The sequence below is a fragment of the Enterobacter sp. E14S genome (assembly GCF_055666685.1).
Genome location: NZ_JBVODQ010000017.1, coordinates 1 through 12,059 on the forward strand (window position 1 = coordinate 1; position 12,059 = coordinate 12,059).

General features: G+C 57.8%; 13 protein-coding genes and 1 riboswitch. Of the genes, 7 read left to right on the plus strand and 6 right to left on the minus strand.

Annotated features, from left to right (window positions below; genetic code table 11):
* The first annotated feature begins 458 nt into the window (after positions 1–458).
* Positions 459–2,048, plus strand: a complete 1,590-nt coding sequence (purH, locus tag ACZ6J2_RS21385) for a bifunctional phosphoribosylaminoimidazolecarboxamide formyltransferase/IMP cyclohydrolase (RefSeq protein WP_471726615.1) — start codon at positions 459–461, stop codon at positions 2,046–2,048.
* Positions 2,049–2,063: 15 nt separating this feature from the next.
* On the plus strand, positions 2,064–3,356 hold the full coding sequence (gene purD, locus ACZ6J2_RS21390) for a phosphoribosylamine--glycine ligase (RefSeq protein ID WP_471726616.1): 1,293 nt from the start codon (positions 2,064–2,066) through the stop codon (positions 3,354–3,356).
* A gap of 49 nt (positions 3,357–3,405) precedes the next feature.
* On the opposite strand, the gene ACZ6J2_RS21395 is transcribed toward purD, so the two are convergent.
* The 6 genes from ACZ6J2_RS21395 to nudC all read right to left on the minus strand — a co-directional run bounded on the left by ACZ6J2_RS21395 (position 3,406) and on the right by nudC (position 7,758).
* Entirely contained in the window at positions 3,406–4,098 is a 693-nt protein-coding gene (locus ACZ6J2_RS21395) for a DUF1481 domain-containing protein (protein WP_033146981.1), read from the minus strand.
* Between the two features lie 11 nt (positions 4,099–4,109).
* A complete protein-coding gene (gene hupA / locus ACZ6J2_RS21400) occupies positions 4,110–4,382 on the minus strand; it encodes a nucleoid-associated protein HU-alpha (RefSeq protein ID WP_002445246.1) in 273 nt (90 codons plus the stop codon).
* A gap of 186 nt (positions 4,383–4,568) precedes the next feature.
* Complete coding sequence (locus ACZ6J2_RS21405) at positions 4,569–5,159, minus strand: YjaG family protein (RefSeq protein WP_069303510.1); 591 nt, start codon at positions 5,157–5,159, stop codon at positions 4,569–4,571.
* A gap of 41 nt (positions 5,160–5,200) precedes the next feature.
* Positions 5,201–5,872 (minus strand): deoxyribonuclease V, encoded by a 672-nt coding sequence (nfi, locus tag ACZ6J2_RS21410; RefSeq protein WP_033146984.1) that lies wholly within the window; start codon positions 5,870–5,872, stop codon positions 5,201–5,203.
* 9 nt (positions 5,873–5,881) lie between these two features.
* Positions 5,882–6,946 (minus strand): uroporphyrinogen decarboxylase, encoded by a 1,065-nt coding sequence (hemE, locus tag ACZ6J2_RS21415; RefSeq protein ID WP_471726617.1) that lies wholly within the window; start codon positions 6,944–6,946, stop codon positions 5,882–5,884.
* 38 nt (positions 6,947–6,984) lie between these two features.
* Positions 6,985–7,758 (minus strand): NAD(+) diphosphatase, encoded by a 774-nt coding sequence (nudC, locus tag ACZ6J2_RS21420; RefSeq protein ID WP_069303508.1) that lies wholly within the window; start codon positions 7,756–7,758, stop codon positions 6,985–6,987.
* A gap of 95 nt (positions 7,759–7,853) precedes the next feature.
* Between nudC and ACZ6J2_RS21425 the strand changes: the two genes are divergently transcribed.
* From ACZ6J2_RS21425 to thiS, 5 genes are all read left to right on the plus strand, one after another.
* The gene (locus ACZ6J2_RS21425) at positions 7,854–8,351 is read left to right on the plus strand and encodes an Rsd/AlgQ family anti-sigma factor (protein ID WP_048979202.1); all 498 of its coding nucleotides are present in this window, start codon (positions 7,854–7,856) and stop codon (positions 8,349–8,351) included.
* A 54-nt stretch (positions 8,352–8,405) separates the two neighbouring features.
* A riboswitch (TPP riboswitch) is annotated at positions 8,406–8,517 on the plus strand.
* Between the two features lie 78 nt (positions 8,518–8,595).
* Positions 8,596–10,491: a phosphomethylpyrimidine synthase ThiC gene (gene thiC, locus ACZ6J2_RS21430; RefSeq protein WP_471726618.1), complete on the plus strand. Its 1,896-nt coding sequence runs from the start codon at positions 8,596–8,598 to the stop codon at positions 10,489–10,491.
* The gene (gene thiE / locus ACZ6J2_RS21435; RefSeq protein ID WP_471726619.1) at positions 10,491–11,132 is read left to right on the plus strand and encodes a thiamine phosphate synthase; all 642 of its coding nucleotides are present in this window, start codon (positions 10,491–10,493) and stop codon (positions 11,130–11,132) included. The genes thiC and thiE overlap by 1 nt, the downstream gene beginning before the upstream one ends.
* Complete coding sequence (gene thiF, locus ACZ6J2_RS21440; protein WP_054830118.1) at positions 11,119–11,874, plus strand: thiazole biosynthesis adenylyltransferase ThiF; 756 nt, start codon at positions 11,119–11,121, stop codon at positions 11,872–11,874. Before thiE ends, thiF begins: the two co-directional genes overlap by 14 nt.
* Complete coding sequence (gene thiS, locus ACZ6J2_RS21445; protein WP_039262358.1) at positions 11,858–12,058, plus strand: sulfur carrier protein ThiS; 201 nt, start codon at positions 11,858–11,860, stop codon at positions 12,056–12,058. Before thiF ends, thiS begins: the two co-directional genes overlap by 17 nt.
* Position 12,059 lies beyond the last annotated feature (1 nt).

A 12,059-nucleotide genomic window follows, 5' to 3' on the forward strand; every position in this document is an offset into this window, starting at 1 on the left:
TTGAGTGCCCACACAGATTGTCTGATAAATTGTTAAAGAGCAGTGCAACGCGGCTTTCGCTCACCGTTGCGAGGTGGCGTATATTACGCTTTCCTCTTTCAGAGTCAACCCGTTATTTCAGAATTTTTCTCTTCAACCGAACCGGCTGTTGTGTGAAGTGATTCACATCCGCCGTGTCGATGGAGGCGCATTATAGGGAGTTATCAGCAGGCCGCAACCGCTAAATGACAGAAAAATGACTGACTGCTGCATTCCACAGCAAAACCCCGTCTTATACCTTTTTACACACAGACTTATCCACAGTGATACGAAAAAGTGAAAATGTGCGAGCGTTGCGCAAACGTTTTCGTTAAAATGCTCGCGCTTAATAAGGATGCCCCGTCAGGTGTGTTAGATGAGTTTTTCGCAGGAAAATTCATCTAACGCTCTCTGTAATCGTGAAATCCAGGGGATTTACCATGCAACAACGTCGTCCAGTCCGCCGCGCTCTGCTCAGTGTTTCTGATAAAGCCGGTATCGTCGAATTCGCTCAGGCACTTTCCGCACGCGGTGTGGAGCTGCTTTCTACAGGCGGTACCGCTCGCCTGTTAGCAGATAAAGGTCTGCCGGTAACCGAAGTGTCCGATTACACCGGTTTCCCGGAAATGATGGATGGACGCGTCAAAACTCTGCACCCGAAAGTGCACGGCGGTATTCTTGGCCGTCGCGGTCAGGACGACGCCATTATGGAACAGCATGACATCGCCCCAATCGACATGGTTGTCGTTAACCTCTACCCGTTTGCCCAGACCGTAGCCCGCGAAGGCTGTTCTCTGGAAGATGCCGTAGAGAATATTGATATCGGCGGCCCAACCATGGTGCGCTCCGCGGCCAAGAACCATAAAGATGTGGCCATCGTCGTAAAGAGCAGCGATTACAACACCATTATTAACGAGATGGACGCCAACGAAGGGTCTCTGACTCTGGAAACGCGTTTCGACCTCGCCATCAAAGCCTTCGAGCACACCGCGGCGTACGACAGCATGATCGCCAATTACTTCGGTAGCCTGGTGCCTGCTTACCACGGTGAAAGCAAAGATCCTTCTGGCCGCTTCCCGCGCACCCTGAATCTGAACTTCATTAAGAAGCAGGATATGCGTTACGGCGAGAACAGCCACCAGCAGGCAGCCTTCTATATAGAAGAAGAGGTAAAAGAAGCCTCTGTTGCGACCGCTCAGCAGGTTCAGGGCAAAGCGCTCTCCTATAACAACATTGCTGACACCGACGCCGCGCTGGAATGCGTGAAAGAGTTCAGCGAGCCGGCCTGCGTTATCGTTAAGCACGCGAACCCATGCGGTGTTGCGGTAAGCACCTCTATTCTGGATGCCTACGATCGCGCGTACAAAACCGACCCGACCTCCGCGTTCGGCGGCATTATCGCCTTCAACCGCGAGCTGGATGCTGAAACCGCACAGGCCATCATCTCCCGCCAGTTCGTTGAAGTGATCATCGCGCCATCCGCATCCGAAGAGGCGCTGAAAATCACCGCGGCAAAACAGAACGTGCGCGTGCTGGTTTGTGGCCAGTGGGCAGAACGCGTGCCGGGCCTGGACTTCAAGCGCGTGAACGGCGGCCTGCTGGTTCAGGACCGCGATCTGGGTATGGTGACAGAAGCCGACATGCGCGTGGTAACGAAACGCCAGCCTACCGAACAGGAACTGCGTGACGCGCTGTTCTGCTGGAAGGTCGCGAAGTTCGTCAAATCCAACGCCATCGTCTACGCCAAAGAAAACATGACTATCGGGATAGGCGCAGGCCAGATGAGCCGCGTTTACTCCGCGAAAATCGCGGGCATTAAAGCAGGCGATGAAGGTCTGGAAGTAAAAGGCTCCGCCATGGCTTCTGACGCCTTCTTCCCGTTCCGTGACGGTATCGACGCGGCGGCTGCAGTGGGCATCACCTGTGTGATCCAGCCTGGCGGCTCAATTCGCGACGACGAAGTGATTGCCGCTGCCGACGAACATGGCATTGCAATGATCTTCACCGACATGCGCCACTTCCGCCATTAATTCCCGGAGCAGAAAATGAAAGTATTAGTGATTGGTAACGGCGGACGCGAGCACGCTCTGGCGTGGAAAGCGGCGCAGTCTCCGCTGGTGAAAACAGTTTTCGTAGCACCGGGCAACGCCGGTACCGCGCTGGAACCCGCGCTGCAAAACGTGGCTATCGGCGTGACCGATATCCCGGCGCTGCTGAGCTTTGCCCAGAGCGAGAAAATCGATCTGACCATCGTCGGCCCGGAAGCGCCGCTGGTGATTGGCGTCGTCGATGCCTTCCGCGCGGCGGGCCTGACAATCTTCGGGCCTACGGAAGGCGCCGCGCAGCTGGAAGGCTCCAAAGCCTTCACCAAAGATTTCCTCGCGCGTCATAACATCCCGACGGCGGAATATCAGAACTTCACCGAAGTGGAGCCAGCCCTGGCCTACCTGCGTGAAAAAGGTGCGCCGATTGTTATCAAGGCCGACGGTCTGGCCGCTGGTAAAGGCGTTATCGTCGCGATGACCCTCGAAGAAGCCGAAGCCGCGGTTCAGGATATGCTGGCGGGCAACGCCTTTGGCGATGCGGGCCACCGCATCGTGATCGAAGAGTTCCTCGACGGTGAAGAGGCCAGCTTTATCGTGATGGTCGACGGCGAGCACGTTCTGCCGATGGCCACCAGCCAGGATCACAAGCGCGTGGGCAATGGCGATACCGGCCCGAATACTGGCGGAATGGGCGCTTACTCCCCCGCTCCGGTAGTGACTGACGAAGTCCACCAGCGCACCATGGATCGCGTCATCTGGCCAACCGTGAAAGGGATGGCGGCGGAAGGCAACACCTACACCGGTTTCCTCTATGCGGGTCTGATGATCGACAAGCAGGGTAACCCTAAGGTCATCGAATTCAACTGCCGCTTTGGCGATCCGGAAACGCAGCCCATCATGCTGCGCATGAAATCCGATCTGGTGGAACTGTGTCTGGCAGCCTGCGAAGGCAAGCTCGACGAGAAAACCTCAGAGTGGGACGAGTGTGCGTCTCTGGGCGTGGTGATTGCTGCAGGTGGTTATCCGGGCAACTACAACACCGGGGATGAAATCCACGGCCTGCCGCTGGAAGAGATTGAAGGTGCGAAGGTGTTCCATGCGGGTACGAAGCTGGCTGACGACGATCGCGTCCTCACCAACGGCGGACGCGTGCTGTGTGCAACCGCGCTGGGCCATACCGTGGCAGAAGCACAGAAACGCGCCTATGCGCTGATGGCGGATATTCACTGGAACGGCAGCTTTAGCCGTCAGGATATCGGTTATCGCGCGATTGCGCGTGAGCAGGGCGAGTAATTTCACACCCTCACCCTAACCCTCTCCCTCAAGGGAGAGGGGATTTAAATCAAAAACTTTTTTCCGTCGGCTGCCAGGTGCAGAAGTCTTCGTTCGCCACCAGCAACAGCTGAGAGCCTTCCGGCGCTTCCAGCCACGCCACACTCACCTCCATTGATGAATGACGCTGACGGCGCTGAATGTGTTCTGTTGCCCAGGATTCGAGCTCAGGCTTGACCGTCTGTCCTTCGCAGGTTGTCACCGTCCCATCGGCATGCCAGCGCCCCTGGCGCAGCACAACGCGTCCCAGACGAAGCGCATCGCTGGTCTGGCGGATTTGTTCGGCACGATAACGGTAGAGAGCGATTTGATCGCTGGAAAGCTGCTGTTTTTGGCCGCTGACTTCGCGCTGCATAAAGCTCAGCTCGCCATGGTCGTCAAAACGCACTTTCACGTGTTCGGGGGTCTTGCTGTAGACGTTCAGTTCAATCAGCGACAGGTCATCTCCCTGCCAGCGATATTCCGCAGTCGACGTATTGCCGTTATGCCACGGGCTGAAGGCAGAAAGCAGATGCACTTCGCCGCCGGAATCTTTGCGCCAGATCCTGACCGCACCCTGGTTGTCCGCGTAGCCGCTGGCGGTAAACGGCGGCAGGGAGGTGTCGTGGCTGCAGGCTGACAGCAGCAGCATGCCTGCCAGCGCGAGCGTTCCACGCCAGAAAGACAAAAGGGGCGTTGCCGCCCCTTCGCTAAAACTGTTCACTGCCACGCGTCTTACTTAACAGCGTCTTTCAGTGCTTTACCAGAAACAAATGCCGGCACGTTAGCTGCGGCGATTTTGATTTCTTTACCGGTCTGCGGGTTGCGGCCAGTACGCTCAGCGCGGTGGTTCACTTTGAAGGTACCGAAACCAACCAGTTGCACAGCATCGCCTTCTTTCAGAGACTCAGTAATAGCAGCCAGGGTAGATTCCAGAGCAGCTTTAGCCTGCACTTTAGACAGATCAGCCTTGTCCGCAATTACATCAATCAGTTGAGTCTTGTTCATAAGTTATCCTTTCAATGTGTTTATCGCTTGCTAAGCATCGAGTGCGACGAAAATGCCAAAAAAGCACTCTCCTGCATACACGCACCGATAGCCACTTTTTTTCGCCCCCCAAATGTAGACCAGACAAGGGGCGAAAGGGAAGAGTCGAGGAGCGACAAAACGGGCGTTATCTCAAGATTTATTGTCTCATTGGTTAAAAATTATACCAATATTGCTCTCAGCAGCCTCTCGTAAGTCCGCGCGCAGCCCTTTTATCAGCTCAATATCGCGTTCTTCGCACTCTGCCAGCAGGCGGAAAATTTCCCACTGAATGTCCCATTCTTGCTCAACCGCCGGGTTCGCACGCAGCTCTTCGTCGGTCATCTCGCGACCTTCCTGGGTCATTTCCAGCATCGCGACGGTCGTAATCGATGCCTTACTGACTTCAACTGCGTGCTCCAGCGTTTCACCGCTCAGACGGGAGTGGAGCAGTTCGCTTAACGCCACGCAGGCATCAATCGCCGGGTAGACACCGTACAGGTCAAAATCATCCGCAGCCGGAATCGCCTCTTCCAGCTTTTCCAGCTGGGAGTCGAAGTTCACCTTCGCGTCTTTCACCGTCAGCGTTTCCCAGATCAGATCCAGAATGCGGCGGTAGATATGGCCATCACCAAAGCCCGTCTCCTTACAGAACGCGGCATAGTTGGGATACATGCGCTCGCACAGGCAAGCCATAAACGTCACGTGCTGCCAGCTTTCAAGTTTCTCAAGGCGCAGGTGAATCGGGTTTTGTAGCATGATGATCTCTCGAATCGAAAATTAGGCGCAGTTTACCTGAATCATCGCTGAATTTCCTGCCAACGAACAAAAGCCGGACGCGAAGATGCCACGGCGTCTGCCCAGCGCGTCGGCTCCGGCAAGCGGTAGCCCTTCATGCAGCGCTGCACCCACGCCAGGGCGCTGTCCATGCTCACCCGATGCCCCGTGGCGATAAAGAGCGGATTACAGCGAGCCTTGCTGCGCCAGACCCACGCTAGCTGCTCACCTTTATGGATAAGCGGCGCCAGCGCGCCCGGCTCGGCTGAAAGAGGTTCAAACGCGCCGCACAGGCGTTTCTTGGCAACGCCAATGGTCGGGACATCCACCAGCAGACCAAAGTGGCTGGCAACGCCTAAACGGCGCGGGTGTGAGATACCGTGTCCATCGACAAACAGCAGGTCAGGTTTTTGCGAGAGTTGCTCCCACGCTGCCAGCAGCGCGGGATATTCGCGGAAGGAGAGAAAGCCCGGAATGTACGGCATGGTGGTCGCGATACGCGCAACCTTGAACTCGACCAGCTCAAGCGAAGGATATTTCAGTACCACCATCGCCGCTCGCGTCACTTCCCCACCCTGCTCGAATCCGACGTCTGCTCCGCCAATGTACTGCGGAGGATCTTTATCCAGACGATCCTCGCGGATCACCGATGAGGCCAGTTCGATTTGTTGAGCGCGTAGCGACGCGAGATCCATAATCACTCCTTACTTGTGATACTGGGCAGAAAGCCGATGCACCGCCTCCACAAATACGCCTGCGTGTTCTGGCGGCACATCCTGATGAATGCCGTGGCCGAGGTTAAAGACGTGGCCTTCACCCTGGCCGAAACCAGACAGTATAGTCGACACTTCTTCTTCAATGCGGGCTGGCGACGCATAGAGCATGGACGGGTCCATATTGCCCTGCAGCGCCACTTTGTCACCCACGCGACGGCGCGCATCGGCGATATCGGTGGTCCAGTCGAGGCCCAGCGCGTCGCAGCCGGTTGCCGCCATCGCTTCCAGCCACTGGCCGCCACCTTTGGTAAACAGCGTCACCGGCACGCGGCGGCCTTCGTTTTCACGCAGCAGGCCGTCGACGATTTTGTGCATGTAGTACAGGGAGAACTGCTGATAATCGCGCCCGGTCAGCACGCCGCCCCAGGTATCGAAAATCATCACCGACTGCGCACCCGCCTTAATCTGCGCGTTCAGGTAGAGGGTGACGCTCTTCGCCAGCTTATCGAGCAGCGCATGCAGGGCCAGCGGCTCGGCGTACATCATCTTTTTAATCATGGTAAAAGCTTTGCTGCTGCCCCCTTCAACCATATAGGTCGCCAGCGTCCACGGGCTGCCGGAGAAGCCAATCAGCGGCACTTCACCTTTCAGCTCGCGGCGAATGGTGCGCACGGCGTTCATCACGTAGCCCAGCTCGCCTTCCGGATCGGGGATCGGCAGCTTATCCACGTCGGCTTTGCTTTTGATTGGGGAGGTGAAACGCGGGCCTTCACCGGTTTCGAAGTACAGGCCAAGGCCCATTGCATCCGGAATGGTCAGAATATCCGAGAAGAGGATCGCAGCATCCAGCGGGAAGCGGCGCAGCGGCTGGAGCGTCACTTCGCAGGCCAGCTCGGCGTTTTTGCACAGCGACATAAAATCGCCCGCCTGCGCGCGCGTGGCTTTGTACTCCGGGAGATAGCGTCCCGCCTGGCGCATCATCCACACCGGGGTGACATCAACGGGCTGGCGCAGCAGCGCACGCAGATAACGATCGTTCTTCAGTTCGGTCATTTTTGCAGTTCCTTAAGCGTCATGGCCTCAGTGTAACACTACTCATACTCGGCCCGACACATCGCCACGGTATCTTCTATCAGCCGACGCGCCACGGTGCCCGGCGGAGGTAACAGCGGTAGATCGTCGTAGCGATACCAGTTTGCTTCCAGCAGCTCTTTCTGATCGATAACGATCTCGCCGCTATCATATTCGGCCATAAATGCCGTCATCAGCGACTGCGGGAACGGCCACGGCTGGGAGGTGACGTAGCGCAGGTTCTTCACTTTGATCCCGCTCTCCTCCATTACCTCGCGCGCCACCGCCTGCTCCAGCGTTTCGCCCACCTCGACGAAGCCGGCCAGCACGGTGTGAATGCCGTTGCGATGGCGGGTATGCTGCGCCAGCAGGATGGAATCCTCCCGGCGGATAGCGACGATAATGCACGGCGCAATCTGCGGATAGTAGCGTTCGCGGCAGTGGCTGCAGAGCATCGCCCACTCGGTTTTGCTCGGGCGCATGGTATGACCGCAGTAGCCGCAGTATTTATGCGAGCGGTAAAACTCGGCCAGCTGCACGCCGCGCCCCGCCAGCTGGAACAGCCCCACGTCCAGATCCAGCACCTGGCGCACCGATCCCATATCCTGGCGGCGGGACTGTTGGATCAACCACACGGGCTCACCCTGCCACTCGCCGATCTGTAGCGCTGGCTGGCCAACGAGATCGAACGCCTCAGCTGCGCCATAGGGGATTTCCCCGGCAGGAAGCCATAATTTTTGTTCGTGACTGACGATCCACCAACCAAGATCTGATTTTTCAATAATACGATCCATATCTATTGCACTACCTTCGCTTCACTGACATGTTGTTAGCATTGTGGTTACATTCTGGATAAGCAGATTCAATCCTACATTTTGCGGAGTCGACCATGTTAAACCAGCTGGAAAGCCTGACTGAGCGCGTTAGAGGAAATAACAAACTGGTGGATCGCTGGCTACATGTACGCAAGCATCTACTCGTGGCTTATTACAATCTGGTCGGTATTAAGCCTGGCAAAGAATCGTTTATGCGACTGAATGAAAAAGCGCTGGATGATTTTTGTCAGGGCCTGGTCGACTATCTGTCCGACGGCCATTTCAATATTTATGAACGCATTATCCGCGAAATGGAAGGGACAACACCCTATTTAGCGGCCAGCAAGCTCTATCCCCTTCTGGAAGCCAACACCCAGCAGATCATGGATTACTATGATTCCGCGCTCGAGAACGCTATCGATCACGATAACTATCTTGAGTTTCAGCAGGCGCTATCCGACCTCGGCGAAGCGCTGGAAGAGCGATTCACGCTGGAAGATAAGCTGATCGCCCTCGTGCTGGACAATGATTTGAACATCAGTAACGAAGAGAACGTCGCGCGCCCTGCTTGAGTTCTTCATCGTTAACGAGTAATTTACAACCATTCGCCCCTCTCACGAGGGGGATTTTTCTTGTCGGAGTGCCCAGCGCCTGAACGCGCGGGCTGAGACCGTTAATTCGGGATCCGCGGAACCTGATCAGGCTAATACCTGCGAAGGGAACAAGAGTCACACTGCTGTTGTATCGCCCCTGGGCGATCCTCTCTTGCTTCATCCGTCGTCTGACAAGCCATGTCCTTCACTTTTGGAATGAGCTATGTCTATCGCTAAATTGACCCGTCGCGAACAGCGCGAACACGCCCAACGCTTCATCGATACCCTGGAAGGGACCGCCTTCCCGAACTCGAAACGCATCTACATTTCCGGCTCGCAGGCCGATATCCGCGTCCCAATGCGCGAAATCCAGCTCAGCCCGACGCTTATCGGCGGCAGCAAAGATAACCCCCAGTATGAAGACAACGAAGCCGTGCCGGTGTATGACACCTCCGGTCCGTACGGCGATCCTGATGTTGCCATCAACGTCCAGCAGGGTCTGGCAAAGCTGCGCCAGCCGTGGATTGATGCGCGCAACGACTGTGAAGAGCTGAGCGTACTCAGCTCTGCCTACACCAAAGAGCGCCTGGCCGACGACGGTCTGGACGAGCTGCGCTTTACCGGCCTGCTGACGCCAAAACGCGCTAAGGCGGGCAAATGCGTGACCCAGCTGCACTACGCGCGCCGGGGCATCGTCACGCCGGAGATGGAGTTCATCGCCATCCGCGAAAACATGGGTCGCGAGCGCATCCGTAGCGAAGTGCTGCGCTATCAGCATCCGGGTGAAGGCTTTGGCGCTCGCCTGCCGGAGAACATCACGCCGGAGTTTGTGCGTGACGAAGTGGCCGCAGGCCGCGCGATTATCCCCGCCAACATCAACCACCCGGAATCCGAGCCGATGATTATCGGCCGCAACTTCCTGGTGAAGGTCAACGCGAACATCGGTAACTCGGCCGTCACCTCCTCCATCGAAGAAGAGGTGGAGAAGCTGGTCTGGTCCACGCGCTGGGGCGCGGACACGGTAATGGACCTCTCCACTGGACGCTATATTCACGAAACCCGCGAATGGATCCTGCGTAACAGCCCGGTACCGATTGGCACCGTCCCGATTTATCAGGCGCTGGAAAAGGTCAACGGCATTGCCGAAGACCTCACCTGGGAAGCGTTCCGCGACACGCTGCTGGAGCAGGCCGAACAGGGCGTGGACTATTTCACCATTCACGCGGGCGTGCTGCTGCGCTACGTGCCGATGACGGCGAAGCGCCTGACCGGCATCGTCTCGCGCGGCGGTTCCATCATGGCGAAGTGGTGCCTGTCCCATCATCAGGAAAACTTCCTCTACGAACACTTCCGCGAAATTTGCGAAATCTGCGCCGCGTACGATGTCTCTCTGTCGCTGGGCGACGGCCTGCGTCCGGGCTCTATTCGCGACGCGAACGACGAAGCGCAGTTTGCCGAGCTGCACACGCTGGGCGAACTGACCAAAATCGCCTGGGAGTATGACGTGCAGGTGATGATTGAAGGCCCGGGCCACGTGCCGATGCAGATGATCCGCCGCAACATGACCGAGGAGCTGGAGCACTGCCACGAAGCTCCGTTCTACACCCTGGGGCCGTTGACCACCGATATTGCGCCGGGCTATGACCACTTCACGTCGGGCATTGGGGCGGCGATGATCGGCTGGTTCGGCTGCGCTATGCTCTGCTACGTCACGCCAAAAGAGCACCTCGGCCTGCCAAACAAAGAGGATGTGAAGCAGGGGCTGATCACCTACAAAATTGCCGCCCACGCCGCGGATCTGGCCAAAGGCCATCCGGGCGCGCAAATCCGCGATAACGCCATGTCGAAGGCACGCTTTGAATTCCGCTGGGAAGACCAGTTCAACCTGGCGCTGGACCCGTTCACCGCCCGCGCCTATCACGACGAGACCCTGCCGCAGGAATCGGGCAAAGTCGCGCACTTCTGCTCTATGTGCGGGCCAAAATTCTGCTCGATGAAAATCAGCCAGGAGGTGCGCGACTACGCCGCCGCGCAGACCATTGAAGTGGGTATGGCGGACATGTCTGAGACCTTCCGCGCCAAAGGCGGCGAAATCTACCTCAAAAAAGAGGAGGCGTAATGTATAAGCCCGATTTCCCGCCCGTCCCCTACCGTTTAGGGCTCTATCCGGTGGTGGACAGCGTGGAGTGGATAGCGCGCCTGCTGGAGACAGGCGTTCGAACGATCCAGCTGCGCATCAAGGATAAACGCGACGACGAGGTGGAAGCCGATGTGGTTGCCGCCATCGCGCTGGGGCGTCGCTACGAGGCCCGCCTGTTTATCAACGACTACTGGCGGCTGGCCGTTAAGCACCAGGCGTACGGCGTGCATCTGGGTCAGGAGGATCTGGAAACAACGGATCTGAGCGCTATCCGTGAAGCCGGGCTGCGTCTTGGCGTTTCAACACACGATGACATGGAGATCGACGTGGCGCTGGCGGCCCGTCCCTCCTACATCGCGCTGGGTCACGTCTTCCCGACGCAAACCAAGCAGATGCCCTCCGCACCGCAGGGTCTGACGCAGCTGGCGAGTCACGTTAAACGCCTTGCCGATTACCCTACCGTCGCCATCGGCGGAATCAGTCTTGAACGCGCCCCGGCGGTGCTGGAGACCGGCGTCGGCAGTATCGCCGTCGTCAGCGCCATCACCCAGGCCGCAGACTGGCGTCTCGCCACCGAGCAGCTGTTACAGCTGGCAGGAGCGGGTGATGAACGATCGTGATTTTATGCGCTATAGCCGTCAGATCCTGCTGGAAGATATCGCCATCGACGGACAGCAAAAGCTGCTCGCCAGCCGGGTGCTAATTGTCGGTCTGGGCGGGCTAGGCGCGCCCGCCGCGCTTTATCTGGCTGGTGCAGGTATCGGTACGCTGGTGCTGGCCGACGACGACGAGGTTCACCTCAGCAACCTGCAGCGACAAATCCTCTTCACCACCGAGGATATCAACCAGCCAAAAGCGCAAATTACCCGGCAGCGCCTGAACCAGCTCAACCCGGATATCGCGCTAATTGCCCTGCAGGATCGGCTCAGCGGTGAAAACCTGCGCCGTGAGGTCGCCCTTGCCGACGTGGTGCTGGACTGCACGGACAACATGGCGACGCGCCAGGCGATTAACGCCGCCTGCGTGGCAAATAATACGCCGCTTATCACCGCCAGCGCGGTGGGGTTCGGCGGGCAGATGATGGTCCTGACCCCGCCGTGGTCGCAGGGCTGCTATCGCTGTCTGTGGCCGGATGATGCAGAGCCGGCGCGCAACTGCCGTACGGCGGGCATTCTGGGTCCGGTGGTCGGCGTAATGGGCACAATGCAGGCGCTGGAGGCCATCAAGCTGCTCAGCGGCATGGAGACGGAACGCAATACGCTGCGGCTGTTTGATGCCCGCTCCAGCGGCTGGCGCCATCTGGCGTTACACCGCGCCAGCCGCTGCCCGGTATGCGGAGGCCGCGATGCGCATTCTGTTTAACGATGAGCCGATGAAATGCGACGACGGGCTCACCGTTGCGGTACTGCTCGACAAGCTGCGCCAGCTCAAGCCGGGAACGGCGCTGGCGCTCAATCAACAGATCCTGCCGCGCGAGCAGTGGGAACACCAGCAGGTCAATGACGGCGACCAGATCCTGCTGTTTCAGGTTATCGCAGGGGGCTGAG

Excerpts from the sequence above, each read along its gene's own strand:
- thiE (WP_471726619.1), top strand. The coding sequence starts at position 10,491 with ATGTATAAGCCCGATTTCCCGCCCGTCCCCTACCGTTTAGGGCTCTAT.
- hupA (WP_002445246.1), bottom strand. The coding sequence starts at position 4,382 with ATGAACAAGACTCAACTGATTGATGTAATTGCGGACAAGGCTGATCTG.
- thiF (WP_054830118.1), top strand. The coding sequence starts at position 11,119 with ATGAACGATCGTGATTTTATGCGCTATAGCCGTCAGATCCTGCTGGAA.
- purH (WP_471726615.1), top strand. The coding sequence starts at position 459 with ATGCAACAACGTCGTCCAGTCCGCCGCGCTCTGCTCAGTGTTTCTGAT.
- purD (WP_471726616.1), top strand. The coding sequence starts at position 2,064 with ATGAAAGTATTAGTGATTGGTAACGGCGGACGCGAGCACGCTCTGGCG.
- hemE (WP_471726617.1), bottom strand. The coding sequence starts at position 6,946 with ATGACCGAACTGAAGAACGATCGTTATCTGCGTGCGCTGCTGCGCCAG.
- thiC (WP_471726618.1), top strand. The coding sequence starts at position 8,596 with ATGTCTATCGCTAAATTGACCCGTCGCGAACAGCGCGAACACGCCCAA.
- nfi (WP_033146984.1), bottom strand. The coding sequence starts at position 5,872 with ATGGATCTCGCGTCGCTACGCGCTCAACAAATCGAACTGGCCTCATCG.
- ACZ6J2_RS21425 (WP_048979202.1), top strand. The coding sequence starts at position 7,854 with ATGTTAAACCAGCTGGAAAGCCTGACTGAGCGCGTTAGAGGAAATAAC.
- nudC (WP_069303508.1), bottom strand. The coding sequence starts at position 7,758 with ATGGATCGTATTATTGAAAAATCAGATCTTGGTTGGTGGATCGTCAGT.
- thiS (WP_039262358.1), top strand. The coding sequence starts at position 11,858 with ATGCGCATTCTGTTTAACGATGAGCCGATGAAATGCGACGACGGGCTC.
- ACZ6J2_RS21405 (WP_069303510.1), bottom strand. The coding sequence starts at position 5,159 with ATGCTACAAAACCCGATTCACCTGCGCCTTGAGAAACTTGAAAGCTGG.